Here is a 26,220-nt window from a genome sequence, read left to right on the forward strand (position 1 = left end):
GCGCGTACATGTAAACGCATTGGCCGCAATATAAACACACGTTATCTGGGCATATGATGTCATAATGATACCATATGTTTAGTTTTCACCGCAACGCCACAAGGCTGGAAGCGAGTTTGAACCCCTAAGAGAGCCCTTACTGATTAAGGACTATCGTCAATTTCGTACCGATTAGCCTTCGGATCCTGATGAGCAATTCGTGCGGATGCCGCAGCGGCAAGACCGGCTACCAGATCATCTAGGAAGACATGCACATGCTTGCCTTTCTCGTTCAATTTGCGAATGATGCCCGGCTTTACTTTGTCCAAGTAGCCAAAGCTTGTGAGGCCGATCATCCCATACACGTTGGTGATGCCAAGAGCCAGCGTTTCGTCCACGCCGTAAAGGGATTCATCAGCCTCCATAATCGCCTGAAGCGGCTCTGGCAGCAGCTTGCGCTCCGCTAACTCATCGAGGGCAATGCCTGTAAACAGGACATACTGCACCTCTCGTTTATTAAGAACCGTAAGCACACTCTCTTCGCATTCTTGGAGAGTGAGATCCGGATTATAAGGACGCTGCAGCGAAAATACGATATCCGCAACATCACCGACTGAAACACCACGTCTGTTAAGCCATTTTTCCATGTCGGACGACACTGTTCATTCCCCCCGCATCGGCTTGTACGAATCGGGCGGAGCGCCAGCGGCCAACAACCATCGTCAGCTGACAAACGTCAGTCCGCACAAGCGGCGAAATGCAGAGCCAGCAATAGCGCTCTGTGTCTCCTAAATGTATGCAGACTTTAGGCAACTTGTGCCTGGCTATACGAAACGATTATTCCTGTCCACTATTATTTCACGACCGCTGAGCCTTTACCAAAAATCGACTCGATCTGCTGCAGCAGCTGCGGTGAAGGTTTAATTCGGAATGCATCGCTAAGGGCGACAGTACGGCCATCTCGCTCATAGAACAACACCGTCTCATAGGTACCTGCGCTGCCTCCGAGCAGTGCCTTCAGCTTCTCAAGCGCAGCGGAATCCTCGCGTCCGGCAACGATCTTGATATAGAGTCGCTGCGGGCGTTTCGCGGGCACAGATGACTTAGCTGAGCTGGCTTGCGCCCTTGTGGATGAGACATTGGCAGGAGCATGAGCCGCCGCACTGTTGCTCTTCGAAGAAACCGCCGATTTCTCGGCTCCGAGCGCCGCAGATCCTGCCGATGTTGCCGGCTTTGCAGGCTGCGTCGTCGGTGTCGTCTGCGATCCAGACCCAACTGCCGAACCGCCTTTGCGTTCGGCCGCGCCTGAAGTACCGCCGCCGGCAGTTCGCGCAGCCTTGCTGCGCGCTTGCCGCTGCAGGCGCTGCACCTGCGAGGCTGCATCCTGCCCCGATCCGCCGCCGCCGAGCAAAGCGACATCCTCGATCAGCAGCTTATAATCCTCATCCTGATGCTGCACATTCGCAAGGACGAGAACCAAGCTGCCGGGATCGAGCAATCCCGAATGCCGCTGCCAAATCGTCGGAAAAGCAACAGCTTCCACGCGCATGATTCGATCCTCGATTTCCAGAAAAGCCATCTGTTGACCTTTGCGCGTCGTAAACGGCTTCACCGACACCACCATCGCGGCTATGACAGCGAAGGAGCCTTCCGGCGCTTCGGAGAGATCAACAAGACGATCGAGCGGTAGTTCCTCAAGCAATTCCTTATGGTCGTCGAGGGGATGACCAGACAAATACATACCGAGCAGCTCCCGCTCCAGGGCAAGCAGCTGCCCCGTCGTAAACGGTCGTACTTCCGGCATTTCGATATCCCAGTTCTGCACCTCATCGAAGCCGAACAGTTCGATTTGCAATTCTTCGCGTTCCTTGCGCCACTTAACCGCGGCATCGACCGTCTCATCCAGCACCGCGATCAGCTGCGCGCGATGACCAGCCAATGAATCGCAAGCCCCTGCTTGAATCAACGATTCCAGCACCCGTTTATTCACGACGCGCAGGTCGACTCTTCGGCATAGATCGAGCAAGCTGTCAAACGGACGTTCCGCTCGTTCCTTCAGCAAGGAATCGATCGCCTGCGTGCCGACGTTCTTGATCGACGCCAAACCAAAGCGCACCGCTCGGTGTACCGGCGTGAACGTCACGCTGCTCTCGTTCACGTCCGGCGGCAGCACGTCAATGCCCATTCGGCGGCATTCATCCACATATTCGGCCGTCTTGCGCTGGCTTCCCGTCACGGATGCCAGCATGGAAGCCATAAACGGAACGGGATGATTCGCCTTCAGCCAGGCCGTCTGGAAGGCTAATACGCCATAGGCGGCTGCATGCGCACGCGGGAAACCGTAGTCGGCGAATCGGACAATCATATCGTAAACCGCATTAGCGTCCGATTTCTCGTAACCTTGTGTTAAGCTGCCCTCCACGAAATGGGCACGCTGTTCATCCAGCACCTCACGCTTCTTCTTGGAAACGGCACGACGGAGCAGATCCGCTTCTCCCAGTGAGAAACCCGCCATGGACGAGGCAATCTGCATGATCTGCTCCTGATAAACGATGATCCCATACGTATCAGCCAGAATCGGCTCAAGCGACGGATGTGGATATTCGACCTCAACATGTCCGTGTTTGCCCTGAATGAATTTCGGTATAAACTCCATCGGACCCGGCCGATAAAGCGCGAGTACGGAGACGATGTCTTCGAATTGCGTCGGCTTCAGTTCCTTGAGCACGCGGCGAACACCAGCGGACTCCAATTGGAATATTCCCGTTGTTTCGCCGCGCGTCAGCATCTCGTAAGTTGCCGGGTCTTGATCGGAAATAAATCGAAAATCGACCGTGATGCCCTGCTGCTCCTTCACCCAATTGAGCGTTCGTTCAAGAATAGACAGCGTACGCAGACCGAGAAAGTCCATCTTCAGCAAGCCAACGGATTCCAGATGTTCCATCGAATACTGGGTCAGCGCCGTACGCTCGCTGCCTGCTTGAAGAGGGACATAATGCGTCAACGGCTCGCCGGAAATGACAACTCCGGCGGCATGCGTCGAAGCATGGCGCGGCATGCCTTCCACCTTCAAGGCCATCCGCAGCAGATCGCCGGTCTTCGGCTGGCGCTCAGTCGCCTCGCGAAGCTCCGCACTCATCCGCAGCGCTTCCTCCAGCGAGATGCCAAGCTGATTCGGGATGAGCTTCGCGGCCCGATCCACTTCGGCGAACGGCACGGCCATGGCGCGGCCGACGTCGCGCACGGCGGCTTTGGCCGCCATCGTGCCGAACGTAATGATTTGCGCCACATGCTCCTCGCCGTATTTGGCAGAGACATAATTAATCACTTCGTCGCGCCGCTCGTCATTAAAGTCGATATCGATATCGGGCATGGAAATCCGTTCCGGATTAAGGAATCGCTCGAACAACAGCTTGTATCTAATCGGGTCTACGTCGGTGATATTCAGCGTGTAAGCGACCAAGCTGCCAGCAGAGGACCCCCTCCCCGGACCGGTCCGAATTCCCTGTTCATGGGCAAATCGGATGAAATCCCAGACGATGAGGAAATAGTCGCTGAAGCCCATTTTATCAATGACACCGAGCTCATATTCCAATCTCGTCACCGCATGCACCTTCGCACGCGAATCTTCGGCCCAGTCCGAATTGCCGGCGTAGCGCGCTTCCAGTCCTTCATGGCATAGAGCGGCCAGATAAGCCGAAGACGACATCCCCGTTGGAATCGGACTGAACGATGGAAGCAGCGCTCGGCCAAACGTCAGCTCCAGATGGCATTTCTCCGCAATCTCAACCGTGCGCGCAACCGCATCAGGCGCTTGGCGGAACAGCATCGTCATCTCGTCCGCGCTCTTCAAATACATCTGATCCGTCAGCATTTGCAGCCGATCGTCATCTTCGATTGTTTTGCCCGTGCCAATGCAGATCAGCACATCCTGTACCGCCGCATCCGTCGACTTCAAGTAATGAACGTCGTTTGTCGCAACGGTCTTGATTCCCGTCTCCTGCGCAAGCGCAAGCGTCGCCTGCAGCACCTTCTTCTGCTCCAGCATGCCGTGATCTTGCAGCTCCAAGTAGAAGTCGTCGCCAAAGATATCGCGGTATCTATTCGCAGATCGAAGCGCATGCTCCGTTCGGTCATGCAATAAATGCTGGGCAATCTCGCTCCCCAAACAGGAACTAAGACAAATAAGACCCTCGGCGTGCTGCGAGAGCGATTCAAAGTCAATACGCGGCTTGTAGTGGAAGCCTTCCAAATGTCCGATTGAACTCAGCTTCATCAGGTTGCGATACCCGGTTTCATTCTTGGCTAGCAGGATGAGATGATAAATCGGGTTATCTTTGCGAGTGCCCTTCTCGAAGCGAGAGCCTGTTGTTAAATAAACCTCGCAGCCGATAATAGGGTTGATTCCTTGTGCCTTGCAGGCTTTATAGAACGGAACGGCGCCGTACATGACGCCATGGTCCGTAAGTGCCAGCGCCTTCATGCCAAGCGCGGCCGCTTGATCCACAAGATCCCGGATTCTTGCAGCCCCATCGAGCAGGCTGAATTCGCTATGAACGTGTAAATGTACAAAATCTTGTCCGCCGCTCATCGCTATTCCTTCTTTCTTTCTATCGAAGCATCATTTTATACTAGTTTATCATATTGAAGCCCTCCTCGCCCATAGAATGGACTAGGGGACGAGCATGACGCCCTCTCATTCTACAGGAAGGGCGGACGCTGCAAATGGACTCCTTCTTATCCAAAGCCACGATCGATTTCTTCATTGCCTTCGGCGTTGTATTCGGCGGTTCCATGCTGGCAGGCATCGGATCTGTCTTCGTGTTGGCGGCACCGGCAGCCATTATGCTGGAAACCGCGTCAAGGCTGAAAATATGGGCTCTCGTAGCAGCCGTTGGCGGAACGATAGACCCGATGCGTGTCATTGAAAGCAACATGATTGAAGGGCATCTCTCACCGGTGGTGCTGCAAATTGCGTATATCCTGTGTGCTTTTCTTGGCGCTCATATGGGAACTGAACTTGTTCGGTGGTTATGCAGAGGGGCGGTCTGACCGATGAGGGTACCGCCTTTTGAACGTTTTACGAGGCTGATGCAAGCAGGTGCTTATATTGTGCTGGGGTCCATAATAGGCGCGATGATTTACCACGCCATCTTCTTCATGAACTTTAACGCGCTGCGCAATAGCAATACCGCGCTTGAAGATAAGCTGATTGACTATGAGGATCGAATCGAGAAACTGAATAAATTCAAAGATCAGCATACCGTCATTCAGAGTGTGCAGCCGATTCTGCTGGATAATAAAAACGGTGATGGTGCCAGCATCGCGAATGAACAAGACAAAAAAGCGCTCAAATCAAAGCTTAAAGCAGACTTGTCTGTTTTCGTAGGCACCAGTATTTACAAAATCAATTCGAACGCCGAGCTCTCCTGGGACCTGCTCGACCGCAAAATTTACGCAGTCGAAGGCAAGGAGTTTGTTGTTCAAATTCGTACGATGCTCGTTGTCGATAACGTGCTTCAAGTGTGGTTCAAAGCTGCGCTTAGTCAACGACAGATTAATTGATTCCGCCCTCGCCTCATCCGTTTCACTTGCAGCTGTCATTCATGGTACAATAAGGCACATATTGAAAGCTGCACAGCTTAGAAGGAGAGGCTTGTCTCACTATGGTCAATGCATTACATTGGGCGATCGTTATTATCATTTGCGGCACATCGCTGCTCTCGGTTTATTTCAGCTTCCAGGCACGCCGTTCTACCGACACGCGTGTAAGAGGTATAAACGCCGCACGGATGAACATGAGTATGGGCGTCATGCTAATCTTCATCGCTTTGTTTATGATGCTTGCTTTCAGCGGCTCCACGATAAAAGTCATCATCGGCGCTCTGTTTATCGTTCTGGGACTGTTCAACCTGTTCGCAGGACTGCGCAACAGCAGCGTTTACCGCTCGATGAAAGGTTAATACGGATCAATCAGCTGCGCCGTCAGCAGCGCTTTGGCAGCAAGGCCGCCGGGGTCTTTCAACTCAATTTCGAGCTTGGCGCTCTTGCGGCTCATCTCCAGTAAACTCGGCATGATGACCACTTCACTTTCCAGCTGGACAGGTCTTACGAAGTACGTCGTCATGCTTTCAATGACATAATCCCGCTTTCCTAACTCCCGGATTAACCCTCGCGCCGCCTGATTCATGAGTGTAACCAATACGCCTTCAGAGATCGTACCGAATGTTCCGGACATCTGCGGTGTAATGCGTCCCTCGTACAGCCAATCCCCTCCATGCTCGCTTTCTTTCTTCTCAAAGCCCGCTCCGATCAACTCATCGAAGGTTTCGCCTGACTCTTTTTGTTTCCCGGCATAACGCATCGCTTCCAGCACCTCACTGCGGCTAAGTGCCGCCAGCAGCTTACGATTCTTATCGACAATCGGCAGCAAGTCGATTCCTTCGGCCGCCATCGTATGTGCCGCAGAGGCAATCGGAATGTTCGGCGCAGCCGTAATGGGACTTCGCGTCATCAACCGCTCTACGAACTGCGAGTCCTGCGCTCCTTCAGCATCCTTAGCCGTCATGATGCCGACGACTCTGCCTCTATCGTCCAACACAGGGAATCGCGTCCCTCCGACACGGCTGGCAAGGGAAACATAATCGGCTTTCGTCTCGCCGAGTCTCATCGTTTCAACCGGACGGCTGTAGGTGACGATATCCTCGACCAGCATGATCTTCTGACGGATCAATCTGTCAAACATGGCACGGTTAATCATCGAAGCGACGGTAAACGTATCATATTTGGAGGAAATAATCGGCAATCCTTTCTCATCCGCAAGCTGTTTCATATTCTCACTGGTGCCGAATCCCCCTGTGATTAACACGCCAGCCCCCTGCTCAAGCGCGCAGCCGTGTGCGCCTAGCCTGTTACCGACAATCAGCAAACTTCCCGCGTCAATATAACGGACCATCGCATCAAGCTCCATCGCACCGATGACAAACTTATGCAGTGTCTTCACGAGTCCTGCCGCGCCGCCTATCAGCTCGCCTTGCACAATATCAAGTACTTCTCCGAACGTTAAACGATCTAGCGATTCCCGGTTCTTCCGCTGTATCCGGACTGTGCCGATCCGCTCTTTGGTGCTGACAAGCCCGGTCGATTCCGCTTCTTTGATCGCTTTATATGCAGTGCCTTCACTGACTCCGAGCTCTTCGGCCATCGTGCGTACAGAAAGTTTCGTACCAATCTCGAGCTGCTGGATATACTGCATGAGCCGCTCATGTTTCGTCTGCGATTCAAGTCCCTTGTCTCCTGTTATCACAGTGGCCCCCCTTACTTGTTTCAACCAATTGCTCGGCTTGTTCTAGTTCTATATTAGCAGATGCTCTTCCTGCTGGCACACCTGCGGAGAGGTCAAGTATCTCGGAAAAAGGGCCTTTCCCCCCTGCTTTTCATGATGTCCGCTAATCACCAAGGGGTAGATGTCCTCATATGATGAAAGTAATTCGTGTGAAAATCCCATAGACCGCAAGCTGCACGTCGTCATCCTCCAGCTTGGAAGGAGATCCGTCGATGCTGAAATCGAAAGTCGCCGTTCAGGTGATCAGCCCAGGCATCTTGCCGGATGATGCCATTATGCTCGGTGATGCTTATTTGAGACAGTGGAAAATACCGCAAGGTCAGCCCATTATGCTGAAATTCGGTGCATTCCGCCACTATGTAAAAGTAGTCCCGGTCGAGCGGTTTGACGGTATGCGTATTGGGCAAAGCTTAGCCCGCAAAATGGGGCTGATCTCGAGCACCACACTGCGAATCCGTTACCGGCAGGAGAATGCTACACTCTCGATTGGCCCGTTGATCGGCGTGCTCATCAGCCGCGATGATCCCGATGCCCGGGATCGGCCTTTTGGCACCATCACTATGTTCTGCAAGGAACTCGTAGACGCCTGCGAAGCGCAAGGCGCTCATGTTTATTTCTTCACACCGGATCATATTACAGACAATTTCAACACGCTCGAAGGTTGGGTCTATTCCGATGGCTGGCGGAAAGTACCTGTACCTGCACCTGATGTTGTCAACAATCGTCTGACCTCGCGCAAGCTCGAAAACCGACCGAACGTACAGCTCTTCATCAAAGAAACCAAGCATCGCCATAACAGTGTCGTGTTCAATGAGAAGTTTCTCGATAAAGCCGAAGTGTTTGATGCCCTTGTGAAGGATCCCGCTCTCATTCGCTATTTACCCGAATCCCATGTACTTCGCGGTTTGCAGGTGCTGAAGTCGATGTGCTCCAAGCATAATACCGTCTTCTTGAAGCCGGTACGCGGCAGCTTGGGCAAAGGCATCATTCGCATCTCCAGATTAGATACCGACTCCTACTCGGCTCAATATGCTACGACTGCCGGCACTCGCAGGCAGCATTTCGGCGGGGTCGATAAGCTCTATGCTTCCCTGGCTGGCAAAATGAAAACGGTGCGTTATCAAATTCAGCAAGGACTGCATCTGATCGACATCATGGGAAGGCCAGTCGATTTCAGGGCGCTCGTACAGAAGAACGAAACCGGCAAATGGGCGCTGACCTCCATTGTCGCACGAACGGCCGGCAACCATCATTTCGTGTCGAACCTGGCACGCGGCGGTACGCTAAGCACAGTGAAAGAAGCGGTCAATAAGTCCAATTTATCCGGGTCAAGCGCTCAAGATGCACCGGGTAAGCTGCAGCGGGCAGCGCTTGAAATCGCCAAAGGGATCGACACTCACATTCCCGCCCATTTCGGCGAGCTCGGGATCGACTTAGCGCTTGATGCCAGCGGCCGGGTATGGCTGCTCGAAGTGAATTCCAAGCCATCCAAGAACGACAATACACCGCTTCAGGATAATAAAATCCGTCCTTCCGTTCGAAATATGGTGCGTTATGCAAGACATTTGGCCGAATTTTAACGAAAAGGAGGAAGCGGCAATGGCTGAGAATCCGTGCAGCAGCGTCCTCGGTATTATGATTAGCGAACTTACGGCACCTTCCTCAAGCTCCGGCGGTCCCTATCCCCCTCCGGTGATGCCCGAGGATCTATTTTGCCGCCGTTTATCCCGGTTTGGGCAATCTATCGGCCTGTTCGTCTATTTATTCTGCGCTTCCCAAGTCACAGGCGGCTCATCTCGATTGATTAGAGGCTTCATTCTGAAGCATGGCCAGTGGCAGCAAGGAAGCTTCCCGCTTCCCGATGTGCTCTATGACCGTTCGCTTCCAAGAACGAATGCCCAATATAAGCTTGCAACCTGCGCACTAGCGGAACTGAAACGCCTGAAGCCGTATATACTGCTGAATGGCGCACTTCCCGGGAAACTGGACGTTTATCGGGAGCTCGAACGCGATTCGCAGCTGTCGCCTTGGCTGCCTTCGACTTACAAGTACGAAGGAGCTGCCGTTCTGACTCAGCTGATGAAACAATATCCCGAAGGTTTATTTCTCAAACCCTCTGCCGGCAGCCATGGAAAAGGTGCCATTCGCCTGCTTCGGAGGGATGACGGCTGGCATATTGACGGCCGTGATCGGAAGAACCGCTCCCTTGCGGTGTTGCACGACAATTGGCAGGACGTATGCCGCTTTGTTAATCGCTTCGTCGCTTCCATGACGTATATCATTCAGCCTTACCTGCCCCTCACCGGTAAGGACGGCCGTTCCTATGACGTTCGGGTCTTAATCCAGAAGGACGAAACGGGCAACTGGTCATTCACAGGTGCAGCCGTCCGGACCGGGCAACTGGGGAGCGTTACCGCCAACTTGCATGGCGGAGGCTCCGCTCACGACGCTCTCGAGGCATTGACGGAACAGTTCGACGGTGAAACCGCCGGACGGCTGCTCGGGCGAATTCGCTGGGTCAGCGAACGGGCCGCGTTTGCGCTGGAGAATCATTTTGGCAGGCTCGCCGAACTTGGCATCGATTATGGCATCGAGCAAGGCGGCCGAATCTGGCTGCTTGAAGCCAATGCCAAACCCGGACGGAAGGCGCTGGAAGGCGACGAAAGCGCTGCGAGGCTGGCCATTGAACGACCGATCCGTTACGCTATGAAGCTTGCCGCGCACAGACAGCCGGTTTATCCGTTTTCACGAAATCAAAGGAGATACATCCAGGAGGTTCATCCATGAGTTTGACATCTTGTCATGTACACTTCTCACCATCAAGCGATCGAATCGTTTACCTGTCGGGCTCACTCCTTAAATCACTGAAGCTCTCCGGCAAGAAAACCATTCAGCTTAAGCTTGGTCATGAAAGCATAACTGCTGCCGTAAAGTCGATCGATCGGCAAGGCCATCACCTCTACCTCTCCGCAGGAGTTCGTCAATCCATCCGGGTTCCGAAGGCCGGCAGCATCTCTTATGTCCAAGGCGAAGATAATGAGGTTCAACTCGGACCGCTTATCGGCGTGTTGACAGACGGAAGCCGTTCCGCCGATTCTCCTTTTGGCGCACGGTCGGGGTATATTCGGCAGCTTCTCAAAACAGGAGAACGCAAAGCCTATTTCTTCGCCTTTACTCCGCGCGACGTGAATTGGAATCAAGGGACGATCAATGGGTACTTCCTGAACAGTACGGGAAGCTGGTACCGCAAAGTCGTTCCGCTCCCTGACGTCGTTTACAACCGCCTCCCAAGCCGCATCGCCGAGACGACAGCTACGATCATGTCGCTGCGCGAGAAGTTTATCCGTAAAGGGGTTCCCTTCTTCAACTGGAGCTTCTTCAATAAATCCGATGTTTATAAGCTGCTCGACAAGGATGTGGAAGCGCTGGAGCATCTGCCGGAATCGGTCAATAACCCACGCGCTGACAAAATCAAAGAGATGCTGGAGAAACATCAATTTATTTATTATAAACCTTCTGCCGGCAGCCTCGGCATCGGGATATATCGACTGACGTATCATCCCAAACGCGGATACTTTGCCAGATATCGCAGAGGGGATACGAATGTGCTGCTTCGCTTCACGAACTTCAGCAGTCTGATGCGCATGCTGGAGACGAGACACGGAAGCGGACTTGGTCGATATGTCAGCCAGCAGGGTGTTCGATTAATCGAAATTGACGGATGTCCGATCGACTTCCGTTTCCATATGCACAAGAATGGCAGTAACAAATGGGTGCCGGTGGGCATCGGCGCGAAGAAAGCCGGTCGCGGCAGCGTCACCACGCATATTAAGAACGGCGGTCAGCTGTTAACGCCGGAACAGGCGCTCAGCCGGGCTTTCGGTGATCGCTCCGACGAAATCTTGAATAAAGCCAAGGATGTCTCGGTGAGACTGTCGGAAGCGATTGAACGCAACTTCCCGCATACGCTGGGAGAACTCGGTCTTGATATCGGCATTGACAAGGACGGCGAGGTTTGGATGTTTGAAGCCAATGCCAAGCCGGGTCGGTCGATATTCAGCCATCCTGCGCTGCGTGCGCAAGGACGTGATTCCGTAAGTCATATTCTGGATCATTGCATGTATTTAAGCAGGTTCACGGGGCAAGGAGGCGAAGCTTAATGGCACTCGTTATTCACGAGGATACGGCGGTGAGAGATGAAGCCGCCTCCATTCAGCGTAAGCAGCCGGTTCTCGCTATCTTGACGATCGAAGATGATATACAGCTATTTCGCGGCAATCGTGGAAATTTTGCAGATATCATTGCAACGGGAGCCGAATTCGGTTTTACGGTTTACGTGCTTACAGTCAAGCAGCTGAAGTTTCAGCGCAAGCTGCTTGACGGCTTCACCTTCAACACGGCAACAGAGAGCTGGGAGCTGCAGAAGTTCCCGCTGCCCGACCTCATCTATAACCGAATTCCACTCCGCGAGGATGAGCTGCAGCCCGAAGTGAAACGTAAAATAGCGGTATGTGTCAAACATCCCCGCATCCAGATCTTCAATCCAGCTTTCTTTAATAAGTGGAGCTTGTTTAAATGGTTAAAGCAGTCGCGGACCACTCAGCCGTTCATTCCGGCTACACGCCGCCTGCTAACAATTAGCGGACTCGGCAAAATGATGCTGAAGCATAAATTTCTCTATCTCAAACCGGTCAGCGGCAAAGCCGGCAAAGGCATCATGACGATCGAGCTGCAGCAGGAAAAGCCACTTCCCTATCGCCTGAAGATACAAGGGGATCGCGGAAGCACAACCTACAATTGCGGCACGATTGGGAAGCTTTGGACCCGGATTATCAAAGAAAGCAGCGGTGAGCGTTACATTGCCCAGCAGGGTATTCAGCTCGCTGCCTTCAATGAACGATCCTTCGATCTTCGTGCACTCGTTCAGAAGAACCGCCGGGGACAATGGGACATCTCCGGCGTCGGTGCACGTGTTGCCGGAACATACAGCATAACGACACATGTACCTCGCGGAGGCAGCATCGAAGATCCGGAGAAGCTGCTTGTCAGCGTATTTGGTCAAGATGAGGCACGTAAACTGCTAGTAAAGGCCCGCAACGCTGCGTTAATTATCGCTCGTCAAATCGAGCGCGGCTCCGGTCGCCGCTTGGCGGAAATGTCGATGGATCTTGGCGTGGACCAGTTTGGAGGTATCTGGTTCTTCGAAGCCAACGCGAAGCCGATGAAATTCGACGAGCCGGATATTCGCAAACGTTCGCTTGAGCGCATCTTTCACTACAGCCAATATTTGCTCAAGCTGAAGGGTCTATAGCGAGGAGTGATTTGCCGTGCAGGTAAAGCTGCTGTCACCGACCCAATGGGCATCTGCGAAGGAAAAGGTCACCCGTTTCATATACCGGAATGGCGACGATCGCATCACGAATGCAGCCTTGGTTGAGCTGCGGGAGCTTCCCGCAGCCCAACTGGCCAGCAGCCGTTCCGGCGAAGCACCTGCTGCAATTGCGCTGGCGATTTCAAGCAGCGGCAAGCTGGCTGCGTGCGCATTTGCTGCCGAAGGCGGCGAACGCGCATGCTTCGTCGTCGTTGCCCCGGAGTTCCGCGGCCAAGGCGCCGGGAGCGCGCTGCTGAAAGCACTCAGTCAGCGCATGGGCTCTCTCACCTGCTCCGTCGCCTCGGATAATCCCTCCAGCATGGCCATGTGTTTCCGTGCTGGCATGAAGGCTGTGAGCCTGCATGACGGTCCGACCGGTAAGCCGACACTGCGTTTTGAGAGTTAGCTTATGTAAAACCTTAAGCCTAGGCAATGCTTCCGATGCTAGTTTTTGCATTCACTGCAAAACCTTTTAGGAGGAGTCTTTATGGTTCAGCCGGTTCTCGGCATCCTGACGCTCTATTTGAACGACAATGGATGGCTCGAGGAGAAACCGATCTATCAACGCATGACGTTGGCCGGCAAGAAGCTCGGTCTTGAAGTATTTGTGTTCACACCGGCGGACGTCAACTATTCAGATAACCGGATTCATGCTCATATCTACGATGCTTCATCGCAAAGCTGGTCGCGCAAATGGCGTTCCTTTCCCCATATGATCTATGATCGCTGTCGCATTCAGCGGAGTCATCGCTTTGTCCAGTTAAGCCATTTCCGCAAAAAATACGGCCACTTGACCTTCTTAAACCGGGTGCTCCGCAACAAGTGGACGGTTTATCGTACCATGCGCAAAGAAGATGACTTTGTCCCCCATCTCCCCATGACACGGCTTTATGAGAGTGCGAGCGATCTGACGGAAATGATCCGTAAGTATCCGCTCATCTATTTGAAGCCAATCAACGGAACTGGGGGCAGAGGCATTCTGCGCATCGAGAAGCAGCAAAGCGGCGAGTATTTAATCCAGGGAAGAGATCAAGATCGGCGAATCGTTCGTCCTCAGCGAGCCTCACTCACGGGCATTCAAGGGCGGCTGGCTTCTTGGGATCTGAAAGGGAACCGGTATCTCGTGCAGCAAGGCATTCAGCTTAAACTGCCTAATGGCCGCGTGCACGATTATCGGATGCTTGTGCAGAAGAACGGCAAAGGGGAATGGGAGGTGACCGGCTGCGCGGGACGAATCGGCGCTTCCGGCAGCATTACCTCCAACCTGCACGGGGGCGGTCAGGCGATCAAGATGCAATCGCTGCTTAGCGACTGGATTCGGAACGAGGATACGGCTGCCGATATTCGGCAGAAGGCCGAGGATTTCGGCGTGAAAGTAGCCGCCTACCTCGAGGAATCCTACGGGCGCTTATGCGAGCTCGCGCTTGACCTGGCCATCGACCGGAGAGGACAGATCTGGCTGCTCGAGGTGAATCCGAAGCCGGCTCGCGAAGTATTCGCGCAGGCCGGGGAACGCGAGACATATAAGCAGGCCATCATCCGGCCGCTGGAATACGCCGTCTGGCTTTATGATCAGAAGAAGCGGCGCAAAGAAAAGCAGGAAAAGCTGGAGAAGAACGAATAGCAAGCACCTTCGCTGGATTAAATCCTGTGTTAAGCCGCATCGTTGACCAAAGAGAGGTACTCGGTACCTCTCTTTGCGTTTCAACCTTGCTTTTCCGTCTATGTGCGGTACTTAGTTCCTCTCTTCACGCTCTAACCTTTCTTTCCCGCACATGTGCGGTATCGAGTACCTCTCTTGCACTACATCCTCGCTTTTCCGCCAATGTGCGTTTCCTTCTACCTTTCTTCAGACTTTATCCACACTTTTCCATCTATGTGCGGTATCCAGCACCTTTCTTCGTGCTGAAGCCTGCATAGACGTCTACATTGGAGCCAATGTGGCGAATTCCGTTGATGTAGCACACCTAGACGTCTACATTGGAGCCAATGTGGCGAATTTAGTTGATGCAACCAAACAAAAGGCCGCCTCAAAAGTCGCCTTGCGACTTTCGAGACAGCCCTTTAACGCTACACTTGCGTTAACGCAAGCAGCTCGCGGAAATCAGAGATTAGCGCATCCGCTCCCTGCAGCTCTTCCTTGCGGCCATACACGGCATAGGCGCAGCCAATAACGCCAAGCCCGTTGCTCTTGCCTGCTTCCACATCGGAGGAACGATCACCGACCATCCAAGCGGATTTCACGCCATGATCCTCCATGAGCCGCGCAACGAGATAGATCTTCGATGCGGTTCCATACTCACCTGCACTGTACAATCCATCAAACAACGGAGCGATTCCCTTGTAGCGGGCAACCTCTTTCACATAACGCTCCAAACCATTGCTGGCCACGAACAATCTGAACCCTTGCTCCTTAAGTGACTGCAGCGTCTCCGCCACATGCGGATACAGCTCGCCTTCCCCGGCTTCCAAGCCCTCCAGCTCATATTGGAGCAGCAGCTCATCAGCCCGTCTCTGAGCAGCCTCAGTTCCGTCCGGCATCACTTTGCGCCAGATATCCTCGAGCAGCATGCCAAGACAGCCCAGCAGCTTCTCTACCGGCGGAGTGGGCTTCATATACAACCCCTCTGCCCGCAGCGTTTCGAAGATACGTTCATGCACGTGGATGAGCAGCGTATCCGTTTCAAACAATGTACCATCCATATCAAAAATAATGGCATCCGGTCGCGCCAATGTAACGTTGGTCTGCAAGAAGAAATCCCCTTTTCGCATTATTGCCCTTTATCATACTGGAAAAGAAGACCGGCACGCAACCTGCATTTACCATTTGCCCGGATCGATATCTTTCGGTCCAAGGCCATTCCATACATTCGAAATCGTCGCTTGCTCCGGATGCTCGAACACTAGGAATGCCGTAGGCAAATATCTGCCCTCGCTGCTCTTAGTAGACGGTTTATTGATCACATGACCGTCGTTGACCAGCACAGTGGACGACCCACCGTCTAAATTGGCTGCAATGACCGCGCCGCGTTCCAGCATAATTTGCTGCACATCGTACAAATTCGCACCAATACTATGTCCAGGCTGTCTGCCGTCGATGACCACGAAGAGAATAGCGCCATCTTCCCTCTGTCCCATTGCCGTTCTCGGGGCGATTCCCCAACCGTCTGCTGCATTCTTAATAAGCCCCTTGCCGTTAACAATAATGCGGGGCTGGAACGTCACCGCTTCCTGCACGCCCATCTGCTCAAGCTCAGAGAGCGAATAGCGGCCTGCTACCATCTTGCCATCGCGATCCAGTCCAACGACTTGCGTTGATTTCGATTTGCCCAAATCATCATAGAACAGCTTCCCGCCGGACATGACGATGCCAATCGGCTGAAATCCATTCCCCTGCCAATTCGGATCGGCAAAGCCGCCGCCATTAACGCCCGCTATAGCCCCGGTCCGCTCTACCATACTGCGCACGCGCTCGCCACGGCCTTGTTTGGCCGGAACGCCGATGCGGATTTTCGTCGGATCATTCACCGTCATCACATACCCGCTGTAACCTGTACCGGAAATCTCCTCGATCTCCACGAGCGGCTTCTCTTCCGGCTGCGTACTGACCGGAACGGCTGTATCGACCGGCTGCGGTTGCGACTGTGTATGGATTTCGTGTGTATCTCGTTCTTCTCCCATCGCATTAAATCGCTGCTGGTATTGCTGTACACGCACATCCAGCTCATGCTGTCCGATTATATATTTCGCCCAATGCCTATGCTGCGTTGTAATGAGCGTATCCGCCATCAGATAGCGAAAGTTGCTGCCGGACGGTGTCAACAGAAGCCAACCGATTCCGGTAATGCCCAGCATCAGCAGGATAATCCCGCTAATGGTCATCATTCGGATCATTCGTTTCAGGCGTCTTCGGAACCCATGGTTGATCGTCCCTTGGTGCTGTAGTGGAGTGTCAGTACGTTTCATTGCTGCCTCTCTCGGTGTCGGTACATTCGATTGTATGTCCATCCTCCGCCTCGCTTTTCCCAGACTTCAAACACATTGTAACTAGTAAACGCGAGGCGGAATATAAAAGTTTCAGTCGAATGAGGGATTTGACAAAACTAGTTATATTTCGCCAAAAAATCCCTAAGAAAATTCAAAAAAAGCCGGCTCCGCAGAAGGGCCAGCTTCGGACCGATACATAGATTGAACACGATACTAGAACACTTTCTTCGTGCTCTGATCGGCTTTTATCATCTCGACCGCTTCCTTAAACCGCATCGCATGGACGATTTCACGCTCACGCAGAAATTTGAGACCATCCTGCAAATCCACGTCGTCGGTCATATCGATAATCCATTGGTACGTCGCACGTGCCTTCTCCTCTGCTGCAATATCCTCATACAAATCTGCGAGTGGATCGCCTTTCGTCGCAATATAGGCTGCCGTCCACGGCACGCCTGAAGCGTTGCTATAGAAAAGGCCATTATCGTGATTCACGTAACCTGGAGCGAGTCCCGCTTCTTCAAGCTGCTTCGGCGTCGCATCTTTGGTCAGCTTATAGATCATGGTAGCGATCATTTCCAAATGGGCAAACTCCTCCGTACCAATATCCGTAAGCAGGCCAATCACCTTGTTAGGAATGGAGTACCGCTGATTTAAATACCGCAGCGCTGCGGATAGCTCACCGTCAGCCCCGCCGTATTGCTCGATCAGATACCCAGCCACCCTGGGATCACATTTACTGACCCGAACGGGGTACTGGAGCTTCTTCTCATAAATCCACATGGAATCTCCTCCTCTCTTTCCTAAAGCTGCAAAGCTGCCTCTATACCTGCCAAGGCCATGGGCATTCGACCCATTGCCATGGATATTTGGAGTAACTGTGTCCGAATTGCATGAGCGGCCCATATTGCATCTCGAACTGCAGTGCACACTGCTGACGCTGCTGCGCCAATTGATTGAATTGTTGAAGGGCCTGCAGATCATTAGGATGCGTGTCGAGATAAAGAGTCAACTCAACCAAGGCAAAATCCAGCTGTTGCAGCTCAAGCAGCTTCTTATAATAGTTTTCGTCCAACTGCTTATTCATCCTGCTGCCCCCTCATTGAGCTTTTCGCCTCATAAGGGCCGTATAGTGCCGGCCAAAGCGTACCCAATTTGAGTGCTTCTGCCAGCGAAAATTGCGGCAAATTCATGGGCTGATAAGGAATGAATTCATTCGGCGGTACATAATAGGACTTCACATATTTAGGCGGGCAAGGGTCGAACGGACCTATGAAGGGATACCAATCTCGTGTCGGCTTCATCGCATTCACCTGCATTCTCCTCCTAGTAATCAAATCTGACCGGAGCAGTAACAAAATTCCATTTCTAATCATATGACATTCGCCCAGTAAATGTTCCTGTTGATTTTGTTGATATCTGATTTTGATTTCCCGGGGAATAGTAGCTGCCGAACTAACAAAAAAAAGACTGACGCCTTCAATCATCCATGATGATCGAAGGCATCAGCCCCCTGCTTCTTTATTCCTTCTCTTCTTGTTCCTGCAGCTCGGGTTGTTCCGTCTGCAGCTTCACACGGTAGATAGACACACGCAACACACGCAGCCGTTCACTCTCCGCGACTTCAAAGGCGTAATTATCCACTACGATCTTCTTGCCTTTATCCGGGTTGCCCTCCAGCTGCGTAAAGAGCCAGCCGCCGATTGTATCGACGTCTTCGTCCTCAATATCCAAGTTAAACATATCGTTGATTTCTTCGATTAACATTCTGCCGTCTACAGAGGTGACATCCCCTTTAACGACAATGTTAGGCTGCTGATTATCAAATTCATCATGAATTTCGCCGACGATTTCCTCCAAAATGCTCTCAGTAGTAAGCATACCGGCAGTTCCACCATATTCATCTACAACGATAGCCAGCTGCGAATGCTTGCGCTGCATCAGCTTCAGGACATGGCTGATTTCCATCGACTCCGGAACATTAAGTATAGGACGGAGATATTTCTTGATGGATTGCTCCTCGTCCGGGTCGGAGGTGAGCAAATCCGTAATATGCACAAATCCGATGAGCTGATCCTTATCCTCTACACAAACGGGATAACGGGTATGTTTGGTCGTGTAAACGATTTTCATGTTCTCTTCATAAGAATGATCCGCATAGAGGCAGTCCATATCGGTCCTAGGCAGCATGACCTCGCGAGCAAGTCTGTCACTGAATTCGAAAATATTATCGAACAGTCGCAGCTCATCCTTGTCGATAATGCCGCTTTTGGCGCTCTGATTCATCAGAATGCGAATTTCTTCCTCGGTATGTGCCGAATCATGTTCGCTGGCAGGCTGAACGCCAAACAAACGCAGTAAGCGATTGGCCGATCCGTTGAGCAGCCAAATGACTGGCAGAAACATTTTGTAGAAGAACAGAAGCGGCATCGAAAGCCATAAGGAAGTCGCTTCCGATTTCTGAATCGCCAGCGATTTAGGCGCAAGCTCTCCAAGTACGATGTGCAGAAAGGTAATGACGAGAAATCCGATAACAATCGAAACCGTATGTACGAGCGTCTCATCCGTCAAACCGAACTTGAAAAACATGGGTTCAACGATAAGATCAGAAATCACTGGCTCCCCTACCCAACCAAGACCAAGAGAAGCTAATGTAATACCGAATTGCGTGGCTGATAAATACGCATCGAGCTTTTTGTTTACCGTCAGCGCATATTTAGCCCTTTTATGTCCTTCGTTGGCCAACTGAGTTAGCCTTGATGAACGAACCTTCACCAAGGAGAACTCCGCCGCTACGAAAAAACCGTTCAACAATACAAGAATAAGGACTACACTTAAGTTTAACAGAATTCGGCCTGCTTCAAATTCATGCAAAGGCTTCGTCCGCTCCTCTCATCGGCATATCGCCGCTCTATCTATATTATAGGATGGCTTGACGAGTACCAAAGTCTACATCCCGGTAATACATATCTTTCACGAGCAGGTTCGGTCCGCAGCAGGACGCAGCCGGGCAGTGACAATCAACGCTGCGTGCGAGTGGATGTGCAAGCCAGCGACCGAACAAATCGTCTAATCGATCTGATCCAATGTTGCCGAACGCCGGAACGTCAGAGAAATCGGTGACGAACACATCGCCGGTAAATAAATTTACATTCAAACGATTGCGGCCATCCGGATCGTTACGGACCGTTACAAGCGGTGCTGCAGCCAATCTAGCCAGCAGCTCACGATCTTCCTTCTGCTCATTGCAGTGGTAGAACGGCAGCGTACCGAAGAGCATCCATATCGATGGATCCCTGCTATCCAGCAAGGAAGTAATCGCATCCCGCATCTGTTGTTTCGAAATGACAGGCAGATCCGCTGCAAATGCGCTTGGGTACATCGGATGTACCTCGTGACGCCTACAGCCCATTTCCAGAATCAACTTGTGGATCTCTGGCATTTTATTATAAGTCCGGAAATTGATCATTGACTCTGCCGATACGAATAATCCACCGTCACTTAGTCGCCTTGCATTATCGATCATGCGATCATACATACGCGCAGCCGTGTCCTTCGAAACAGGATGCCCGCTTTTGGCGAAGCCTATTTGGTGAAAATCATCGCTGCTCGTGTAATTGAATGAGATGTGCATCACATCCAGATAAGGCGCGATTGCTTCATACCTGCCATAGTCCAATGTAATATTGGAGTTAATTTGAGAGGATACGCCGCGACTGCGTGCATATTTGAGCAGCGGGATCATATAGTCTCTCACTGCCTGAGCGGAGAACGTCGGTTCACCACCTGTAATACTGATCGTCTTCAGATGTTCGACTTCGTCCAATCTGCGCAGCAGCGTATCAAGTGGCAGCTTCGCAGGCTCCGCCATCACTAAAGTATCACCAACAGCGCAATGCTCACAGCGCATGTTGCATAAATTGGAAAGTGTCATCTCTACACTTGTCAGCACATGCCGACCATGCTCGCGCAAGGAAAGAATAGGATCCCACGGATCGTTCGCGGGTGTAAATAATAGCTTTGAATCCGGTTGTACGAACGGTACAGCATTCTGCATTTGTTTCAGCACCTTACTTTGTCATGATATACGCATGCTCTGATAATAACTTTCTTTTATTGTAATGTCCGAAGTCGCTCGTTGCAAACACAATGGCGCAAAAAACGAAAAGGAGCCTGCTCGGCTCCCTAGACTACGGTATTGAATTGGGATGCTGGAGCAGGTACACATCTCAGCTTCAGTAAGCCTCAGCAATAGGTTGATCTTCATTCACGCCTACAATCATCGTCGTCAGCTGCTTTGATAAGTCAACCTCGTAAGGCACCTTCAGCTCTTCGCCCAGCTCGTTGTTCAGTATTCGAACGACAGGCCTATGCGGGCATGAAGAATTAATATCTACGACGACGCCACTCTCTCCGGAATGAAACTTAACTGTAATGCCGAGCGGGTAAATGGCGACTTTATCACGGAACAGTTGAAGCATCCGCTGTTCATATAACGTGCCTGTACCTGCATATAAGGATTCTACCGCTTCATGCGGCAAGAGCGGATTACGATAAATGCGAGTTGTCGTCATTGCATCATAGGAATCGACGAGTCCAATCCACTTCGCATACTCGTGAATCTCGTTGCCTCGAATGCCGCGCGGATAACCGCTCCCATCGAGCCGCTCATGATGCTGATAGGCACAGTGGGCAGCGAGCAACGGAATATTCGGCTCATCCTTAAGCAAATAGTACCCTCGCTCCGCGTGCCTCTTCATTTCTTCGTACTCATCTCTCGACAGCGAGCCTTGCTTCTTGAGAATGTTCATACTGATTTGCGTCTTGCCAATGTCATGCAGCATGGCGCCAAGGCCAAGGGTCATCAGCTCGTCCCGGGAATAACCGTTCGCAATACCGAGCAAAGTTGTATAGACCGATACATTCAGCGAATGTTGGAACAAATAATCATCCACAATGCCCATGTTCATGAGCATAATCATAGCATCCTTCTGATCCGTCAAATCATCGATAACCATCGTCATAATTTGTTTGAACGATTTGGCTATATATGGATAAGTAACGCCGCTCTTCCGATTGGGACGATCCATTAAATCTCGGAAATTCGTTCGAATCTCGCTTAGTGCCCTATGCCTTGTTTCTTCGCTTATTATATCGGGAATAATCAGATCCGCTGTTCGCGGATCTTGAATATAGACAAAATGCACGCCGCATTCATAAAGGCGAGTTATCAGTTTTGCAGTTAATTCGACATTCTCCGCGAGTAGGACCAGTCCATCCTCGGAGTATATCTTCTTAGCTAGTCTCATGCCCGGCCGGCACATCTGTGTGGGCAATAATCGCATCGTATCGACCCCTGCCTTGCATCTATTTTCCTAAAATTGTAGGCTAGGCAAGAAGAAATGCTATGCCGTGCAGTGTCGGCGTTGTAAGTTTCTTCCCTGAATATACCAGTAGAATTTGATGGAATTCCAATACTTTCTAGTATCAAAAAAATCATCGTAATGTTACTGTAAGGGATTTCCGTAAAAAGAGCAATATCAGATTCGCCAAATATCGACATATTCGCGTTATTTTTATTAGCTCATCACAAACAGCCAAAACAATGCCGCCAGTACAAAACGGTAAATCGCGAAATGCGTCAGTCTTACCTTCTGGATAAAGCGTAGGAACAAGACGATAACAAGCCACGCAACAACGAAGGATACAAGGAAGCCTACAATAAAGAACATCAAGTTGTCGCCTTCAATCATCTTGTAATTATCGAGCATTTCGTAGCCGGTAGCCGCCACCATGATCGGAATGGCCATCAGAAACGAGAAGTCCGCTGCTGCTTTATAACTTGTCCCTGTCAGCATACCGCCGGCGATCGTAGACCCCGAACGGGAGAAACCAGGCCAAAGCGATAAGCATTGCAGCAAACCGATACCGAGAGCCTGTTTGTACGAAATATCGTCCATCGTTTCAGATACGACCTTGATACGACGAGACTTCTGCAGCCGCTCGGCAGCGATCATGTAGATCCCGCCTACCACAAGTGAAATCAAGACCGGTGTCTGATTGAAACCTTCGCCTTTAATAATATCCTTGAGCAGAAATGCAAGCAGCATGGCAGGCACGATTCCGAGCGCAACATGGATCAAGTTCAATTTGCGACCTTTATGTTTTCCGGAAGAAAACGTTCCGAGAGATTTAGTTTTGCGTGACAATCCAAATAAATCGAGAATGCGATCCCAATAGACAATAGCCATCGCTAATATAGCGCCAAGCTGAATGACAATTTCAAATGTAACAATCGCCTGATCATCCGCTGCAATCCCAAGCAGCTTATTCGTCAATATCATATGACCTGACGATGAAACAGGCAGAAACTCGGTTAATCCTTCAACAATACCTAAAATAATCGCGTGAATAATGTCTCCCATTTGATCCTCCTAAGGTGTACTGCTATTCAATTATTCTACAATCCAACGATGCCGATAACTCTCGGTAATCGCCTGTTTATCGAGCAGCTCTTGCTCCAGCACATCACGAAGAAACTCAGGCAAATAATAAGTAACGTCTGTGCCGTATTTGATTTTCTCATAACCGACACCAAAGGTAAACATATCAATCGTCCCAACAATATAGACCTTATCATCCTGTAAAGGGTGACCATTTACTATGATAGAGGAAATACGGGTGTAGTTCGTCCGTTCCGGCGAATAGTGGATTTCGAGTCCGTCTACGGCAAGCGTGCCAAGGACAAGACCGCGGAAACCGAATCCGCGGATCGGTTTATCCACATATTCGCGTTGGAGTGCTTCTTCAAGCGACAAGCGGATTTCCGTGCCGGTCAGTCTCATTCGGCATGGATTGATCGGTGATGGGCAGAGGGCATGCAAATCCCCTGCCGTCACCGCTCCTGCGGCGAGGCCACCGAGCAGCTGGCCCGTGTTGACGATGCCGATCTCGGCATCGGCTTTACGCCGCAGGCCTGCGGCGAGCAGATTGGCGAGCGATGTTTCATGCTCGCTGCTTGCGGGCATTGGTTCGTCCAGCACGGTGATAACCCGGCTTAGGCGCTCGCTGCTATCCGCAAGAAACCCGCTGATAAGCGCAGTCGCTTGAGATTGCTGCTCCCTTGGTTCCATCGGGACGCATTTCGCTCGGATGATCGGCCGATTCATTGCAGCCTCCATCCTAATCTCCACATGGCCCAGGAATTCACCGAACTTCCCTGCCGCGCAGAGAGAGGTCTTCCCAATTACTTCAGGCTCTTCGAATAAATGATGCGTATGGCCGCCCAGGATGAGGTCGATACCTGCAATGTCAACAGCCATCTTACGATCCAGCGTGATGCCGACATGCGACATCACTACTAACACATCCACTTGCGATCGCAATATGGCAACTTGCTCAGCCACGGCTTGCAGCGGATCTGTGACATTCCAGCCAAGAAGCTTATAGAATTCAGCGAAAGCAGCCGTCACGCCAATGAGGCCGATGCGCAGCTTCCCTTTATGAATAATCGTGTTAGGAAGCAGCCAGGATGGACGTTTGCCATCCTCGAGCTGATAGAAATTGGCGCAAATCGTCTTGAAGCGTGCTCGCGTTCCGTAAGCTTCTGTGAGCTGATCCGGTGTAAACGTCAGCCCTTCATTGTTGCCAATCGTTACAACCTCATAACCCGCAGCATTCATCATATCGATGTTAGCCAGGCCGTCGCTTGCTTCCGTTTCTACACGCATGCGGTCCATGTGATCGCCGATATCCAGGGTCAATACATGCTCATCCCCGTATATGCGCCGTGTCTCCTCGATGTATGCAGCCATTTTGGCTGCTTGCTCTAAACGACTGTGAATGTCATTGCTATGTAACAAAACGACATTTGGCGCATCCGCTGCCTTATCTTTCATGCTTGCCTCCCAGTTGCAAGGAACTACTTCTTTAATCGCATCTCTTCTGCCGAGAAGGTTTGCTTGAAGCCGTAGGATACTTCCCCGCGTTTCTCTTCGTCATGGATGAACTTGCATACGACAACGCTTTTTACATTTAAGCATTCACTTGAACCATGGGGCACATACAGTCGAATCGGTCCGCCTTTATGCAGTGCCTCTCCACCGATGGCATACTGAACAGCGGCGTCCTTTAATTGCTCCCAAGGAACAAGCGCCTCGAACGTATCGACTGCCTCTACCTTTAGATGAGTAGGCAGCGGCGCATCAGCAGCGATTCCCTGGCTGTCGCGCCATGCTGTGAACCATGCCCCGAAATCGAACGCTTCGCCGGCAGCACCGGCGATTCGAGTCGATAACGGAAAGCTGGCTCCTGCCAGTTTAGCCATATCATCAGCTGTCATTCGAACAGGTTCTTGTCCTGTGTATGCGATCGTAATCAAAGTATTCCCGGATTGAACGGTCATGCAGTTCCCTCTCTTCTCACCGAAATATGTTTAGCCGCCGATCTGTGACATCCGTCTTCCGGTAGGCTCATGGCTTTGCGCCTCATCGGATAGCTTCGCGGCCATCTCATGATTAAGCGGTTTAATTGCCATCGCCTTGCTAAACAGCTCAAGCATCTTCTTCTCGTCGCCAAGGGCAGGCTTCACATTCAATTCATCTACCCAGTACAAGCAAGGATGAATGTGACCGTCCGCGGTCAAGCGAAGCCGATTGCACCTTGTGCAAAAGTGGTCACTTACCGGATGGATAAGTCCAAAAGAGCCTTTGCCGCCTTCAATTCGGTAGTCATCAGAAGGCCCATTCCCCTGCACATCGTGAATCTGTTTAATATTCAAGCCATTCTCCTCTGCGATTTCAAGAACTCTCGTAAGAGGCAAATAATGATTTCTCCAATTGTCATCGGCATGTCCGATAGGCATGTATTCAATAAAACGCACATGCAGCGGTTGATCGTGAGCCATACGCAGAAAAGCAGCGATCTCATCCTCGTTGACGCCTTTAAGCAGCACGCAATTGAGTTTGATCGGTGCAAAACCGACTTGAGCCGCAACCTCTATGCCTTTCAAAACACGCTTCAAATCACCGCGCCTTGCAATAAATTGAAAACGTGCGGGATCGAGCGTATCCAAACTGATATTTACGCGATTAACGCCAGCCTCACGAAGTGCCTGAGCTTGATCGGCGAGGAGAACGCCATTCGTCGTCATAGAAATGTCTTTGATGCCCGGAATGGCGGCAAGCTGACGGACCAAACCTGCCAGGCCCGGTCGGACGAGCGGCTCTCCCCCGGTAATGCGCAGTTTGGAAATACCCAAGCTTGCACCGGCGCGCACAACCTCGGTAATTTGATCATAACTAAGCAGATTCTCCGCAGGTTCGAACTGTACGCCTTCCTCGGGCATGCAGTATAGGCAACGTAAATTGCAACGATCCGTAACGGAAATTCGCAAATAATCATGAACGCGTCCAAAACGATCTGTTAATGCGGTCATTATCCGCCCACCTCCTCGGTTCCCCAGTCTCTGCCTCTAGCATAACATTTTTGGACACATTATGGTATGCTATGGAGACCATTAACATTATGATTGCGAGAG

The 26,220-nt window shown here is 51.5% G+C and carries 24 protein-coding genes; 9 read left to right on the forward strand and 15 right to left on the reverse strand.

Annotated features, from left to right (window positions below; all coding sequences use genetic code 11):
- Positions 1-143 precede the first annotated feature (143 nt).
- The gene (locus BLW29_RS17200) at positions 144-638 is read right to left on the reverse strand and encodes a phosphatidylglycerophosphatase A family protein (protein ID WP_090981789.1); all 495 of its coding nucleotides are present in this window, start codon (positions 636-638) and stop codon (positions 144-146) included.
- Between the two features lie 194 nt (positions 639-832).
- On the reverse strand, positions 833-4,570 hold the full coding sequence (locus BLW29_RS17205; protein WP_090981791.1) for a DNA polymerase III subunit alpha: 3,738 nt from the start codon (positions 4,568-4,570) through the stop codon (positions 833-835).
- Positions 4,571-4,704: 134 nt separating this feature from the next.
- Between BLW29_RS17205 and BLW29_RS17210 the strand changes: the two genes are divergently transcribed.
- The 3 genes from BLW29_RS17210 to BLW29_RS17220 all read left to right on the forward strand — a co-directional run bounded on the left by BLW29_RS17210 (position 4,705) and on the right by BLW29_RS17220 (position 5,942).
- Positions 4,705-5,031: a YtrH family sporulation protein gene (locus BLW29_RS17210; protein ID WP_090981793.1), complete on the forward strand. Its 327-nt coding sequence runs from the start codon at positions 4,705-4,707 to the stop codon at positions 5,029-5,031.
- A gap of 3 nt (positions 5,032-5,034) precedes the next feature.
- A complete protein-coding gene (locus BLW29_RS17215; RefSeq protein WP_090981795.1) occupies positions 5,035-5,544 on the forward strand; it encodes a sporulation membrane protein YtrI in 510 nt (169 codons plus the stop codon).
- Between the two features lie 101 nt (positions 5,545-5,645).
- Positions 5,646-5,942 carry a YtpI family protein gene (locus BLW29_RS17220; RefSeq protein ID WP_090981797.1) on the forward strand — a complete coding sequence of 99 codons (297 nt, stop codon included), beginning with the start codon at positions 5,646-5,648 and terminating at the stop codon, positions 5,940-5,942.
- Here the strand turns inward: BLW29_RS17220 and BLW29_RS17225 are convergent.
- Positions 5,939-7,282: a DRTGG domain-containing protein gene (locus BLW29_RS17225; RefSeq protein WP_256208705.1), complete on the reverse strand. Its 1,344-nt coding sequence runs from the start codon at positions 7,280-7,282 to the stop codon at positions 5,939-5,941. The two genes, BLW29_RS17220 and BLW29_RS17225, sit on opposite strands and share 4 nt — an antisense overlap.
- A 254-nt stretch (positions 7,283-7,536) precedes the next feature.
- Between BLW29_RS17225 and BLW29_RS17230 the strand changes: the two genes are divergently transcribed.
- From BLW29_RS17230 to BLW29_RS17255, 6 genes are all read left to right on the forward strand, one after another.
- Positions 7,537-8,904 (forward strand): YheC/YheD family endospore coat-associated protein, encoded by a 1,368-nt coding sequence (locus BLW29_RS17230; RefSeq protein ID WP_090981799.1) that lies wholly within the window; start codon positions 7,537-7,539, stop codon positions 8,902-8,904.
- Between the two features lie 19 nt (positions 8,905-8,923).
- The gene (locus BLW29_RS17235) at positions 8,924-10,111 is read left to right on the forward strand and encodes a YheC/YheD family endospore coat-associated protein (protein ID WP_177186687.1); all 1,188 of its coding nucleotides are present in this window, start codon (positions 8,924-8,926) and stop codon (positions 10,109-10,111) included.
- Positions 10,108-11,484: a YheC/YheD family endospore coat-associated protein gene (locus tag BLW29_RS17240; RefSeq protein ID WP_090981803.1), complete on the forward strand. Its 1,377-nt coding sequence runs from the start codon at positions 10,108-10,110 to the stop codon at positions 11,482-11,484. Before BLW29_RS17235 ends, BLW29_RS17240 begins: the two co-directional genes overlap by 4 nt.
- Complete coding sequence (locus BLW29_RS17245; RefSeq protein WP_090981805.1) at positions 11,484-12,635, forward strand: YheC/YheD family endospore coat-associated protein; 1,152 nt, start codon at positions 11,484-11,486, stop codon at positions 12,633-12,635. The genes BLW29_RS17240 and BLW29_RS17245 overlap by 1 nt, the downstream gene beginning before the upstream one ends.
- A 16-nt stretch (positions 12,636-12,651) precedes the next feature.
- Entirely contained in the window at positions 12,652-13,101 is a 450-nt protein-coding gene (locus BLW29_RS17250) for a GNAT family N-acetyltransferase (protein WP_090981806.1), read from the forward strand.
- Positions 13,102-13,182: 81 nt separating this feature from the next.
- A complete protein-coding gene (locus BLW29_RS17255) occupies positions 13,183-14,319 on the forward strand; it encodes a YheC/YheD family endospore coat-associated protein (protein WP_090981808.1) in 1,137 nt (378 codons plus the stop codon).
- Positions 14,320-14,765: 446 nt separating this feature from the next.
- Here the strand turns inward: BLW29_RS17255 and BLW29_RS17260 are convergent, their stop codons facing one another.
- From BLW29_RS17260 to moaA, 12 genes are all read right to left on the reverse strand, one after another.
- Positions 14,766-15,467 (reverse strand): HAD family hydrolase, encoded by a 702-nt coding sequence (locus BLW29_RS17260; RefSeq protein ID WP_090981810.1) that lies wholly within the window; start codon positions 15,465-15,467, stop codon positions 14,766-14,768.
- A gap of 48 nt (positions 15,468-15,515) precedes the next feature.
- A complete protein-coding gene (locus BLW29_RS17265) occupies positions 15,516-16,589 on the reverse strand; it encodes a phosphodiester glycosidase family protein (protein WP_371264741.1) in 1,074 nt (357 codons plus the stop codon).
- A 306-nt stretch (positions 16,590-16,895) separates the two neighbouring features.
- The gene (locus BLW29_RS17270) at positions 16,896-17,465 is read right to left on the reverse strand and encodes a manganese catalase family protein (protein ID WP_090981812.1); all 570 of its coding nucleotides are present in this window, start codon (positions 17,463-17,465) and stop codon (positions 16,896-16,898) included.
- A gap of 40 nt (positions 17,466-17,505) precedes the next feature.
- Positions 17,506-17,769, reverse strand: coding sequence for a spore coat protein CotJB (locus BLW29_RS17275; protein ID WP_090981814.1), 264 nt, complete (start codon positions 17,767-17,769; stop codon positions 17,506-17,508).
- Positions 17,762-17,986: a spore coat associated protein CotJA gene (locus BLW29_RS17280; RefSeq protein WP_090982064.1), complete on the reverse strand. Its 225-nt coding sequence runs from the start codon at positions 17,984-17,986 to the stop codon at positions 17,762-17,764. The genes BLW29_RS17275 and BLW29_RS17280 overlap by 8 nt, the downstream gene beginning before the upstream one ends.
- Positions 17,987-18,203: 217 nt before the next feature.
- Positions 18,204-19,556 carry a hemolysin family protein gene (locus BLW29_RS17285; RefSeq protein WP_090981815.1) on the reverse strand — a complete coding sequence of 451 codons (1,353 nt, stop codon included), beginning with the start codon at positions 19,554-19,556 and terminating at the stop codon, positions 18,204-18,206.
- A gap of 46 nt (positions 19,557-19,602) precedes the next feature.
- A complete protein-coding gene (gene yfkAB / locus BLW29_RS17290; protein ID WP_090981817.1) occupies positions 19,603-20,739 on the reverse strand; it encodes a radical SAM/CxCxxxxC motif protein YfkAB in 1,137 nt (378 codons plus the stop codon).
- A gap of 178 nt (positions 20,740-20,917) precedes the next feature.
- The gene (locus tag BLW29_RS17295; RefSeq protein ID WP_090981819.1) at positions 20,918-22,027 is read right to left on the reverse strand and encodes an HD-GYP domain-containing protein; all 1,110 of its coding nucleotides are present in this window, start codon (positions 22,025-22,027) and stop codon (positions 20,918-20,920) included.
- 234 nt (positions 22,028-22,261) lie between these two features.
- Positions 22,262-23,107: an undecaprenyl-diphosphate phosphatase gene (locus BLW29_RS17300; protein WP_090981821.1), complete on the reverse strand. Its 846-nt coding sequence runs from the start codon at positions 23,105-23,107 to the stop codon at positions 22,262-22,264.
- A gap of 30 nt (positions 23,108-23,137) precedes the next feature.
- Positions 23,138-24,580 (reverse strand): bifunctional metallophosphatase/5'-nucleotidase, encoded by a 1,443-nt coding sequence (locus BLW29_RS17305; protein ID WP_090981823.1) that lies wholly within the window; start codon positions 24,578-24,580, stop codon positions 23,138-23,140.
- 23 nt (positions 24,581-24,603) lie between these two features.
- Entirely contained in the window at positions 24,604-25,086 is a 483-nt protein-coding gene (locus BLW29_RS17310; protein WP_090981825.1) for a hypothetical protein, read from the reverse strand.
- 30 nt (positions 25,087-25,116) lie between these two features.
- Complete coding sequence (gene moaA, locus BLW29_RS17315) at positions 25,117-26,118, reverse strand: GTP 3',8-cyclase MoaA (protein ID WP_090981827.1); 1,002 nt, start codon at positions 26,116-26,118, stop codon at positions 25,117-25,119.
- Positions 26,119-26,220 lie beyond the last annotated feature (102 nt).

It is taken from the genome of Paenibacillus sp. CF384, from assembly GCF_900106745.1.
In the GTDB taxonomy this organism is placed as follows: domain Bacteria; phylum Bacillota; class Bacilli; order Paenibacillales; family Paenibacillaceae; genus Paenibacillus_Z.

Bases quoted from the DNA above. Each gene is read 5' to 3' on its own strand.
- BLW29_RS17205 (WP_090981791.1), bottom strand. From the start codon at position 4,570: ATGAGCGGCGGACAAGATTTTGTACATTTACACGTTCATAGCGAATTC.
- BLW29_RS17210 (WP_090981793.1), top strand. From the start codon at position 4,705: ATGGACTCCTTCTTATCCAAAGCCACGATCGATTTCTTCATTGCCTTC.
- BLW29_RS17215 (WP_090981795.1), top strand. From the start codon at position 5,035: ATGAGGGTACCGCCTTTTGAACGTTTTACGAGGCTGATGCAAGCAGGT.
- BLW29_RS17220 (WP_090981797.1), top strand. From the start codon at position 5,646: ATGGTCAATGCATTACATTGGGCGATCGTTATTATCATTTGCGGCACA.
- BLW29_RS17230 (WP_090981799.1), top strand. From the start codon at position 7,537: ATGCTGAAATCGAAAGTCGCCGTTCAGGTGATCAGCCCAGGCATCTTG.
- BLW29_RS17235 (WP_177186687.1), top strand. From the start codon at position 8,924: ATGGCTGAGAATCCGTGCAGCAGCGTCCTCGGTATTATGATTAGCGAA.
- BLW29_RS17240 (WP_090981803.1), top strand. From the start codon at position 10,108: ATGAGTTTGACATCTTGTCATGTACACTTCTCACCATCAAGCGATCGA.
- BLW29_RS17245 (WP_090981805.1), top strand. From the start codon at position 11,484: ATGGCACTCGTTATTCACGAGGATACGGCGGTGAGAGATGAAGCCGCC.
- BLW29_RS17255 (WP_090981808.1), top strand. From the start codon at position 13,183: ATGGTTCAGCCGGTTCTCGGCATCCTGACGCTCTATTTGAACGACAAT.
- BLW29_RS17260 (WP_090981810.1), bottom strand. From the start codon at position 15,467: ATGCGAAAAGGGGATTTCTTCTTGCAGACCAACGTTACATTGGCGCGA.
- BLW29_RS17265 (WP_371264741.1), bottom strand. From the start codon at position 16,589: ATGATCCGAATGATGACCATTAGCGGGATTATCCTGCTGATGCTGGGC.
- BLW29_RS17270 (WP_090981812.1), bottom strand. From the start codon at position 17,465: ATGTGGATTTATGAGAAGAAGCTCCAGTACCCCGTTCGGGTCAGTAAA.
- BLW29_RS17275 (WP_090981814.1), bottom strand. From the start codon at position 17,769: ATGAATAAGCAGTTGGACGAAAACTATTATAAGAAGCTGCTTGAGCTG.
- BLW29_RS17280 (WP_090982064.1), bottom strand. From the start codon at position 17,986: ATGAAGCCGACACGAGATTGGTATCCCTTCATAGGTCCGTTCGACCCT.
- yfkAB (WP_090981817.1), bottom strand. From the start codon at position 20,739: ATGCAGAATGCTGTACCGTTCGTACAACCGGATTCAAAGCTATTATTT.
- BLW29_RS17295 (WP_090981819.1), bottom strand. From the start codon at position 22,027: ATGCGATTATTGCCCACACAGATGTGCCGGCCGGGCATGAGACTAGCT.
- BLW29_RS17300 (WP_090981821.1), bottom strand. From the start codon at position 23,107: ATGGGAGACATTATTCACGCGATTATTTTAGGTATTGTTGAAGGATTA.
- BLW29_RS17305 (WP_090981823.1), bottom strand. From the start codon at position 24,580: ATGAAAGATAAGGCAGCGGATGCGCCAAATGTCGTTTTGTTACATAGC.
- BLW29_RS17310 (WP_090981825.1), bottom strand. From the start codon at position 25,086: ATGACCGTTCAATCCGGGAATACTTTGATTACGATCGCATACACAGGA.
- moaA (WP_090981827.1), bottom strand. From the start codon at position 26,118: ATGACCGCATTAACAGATCGTTTTGGACGCGTTCATGATTATTTGCGA.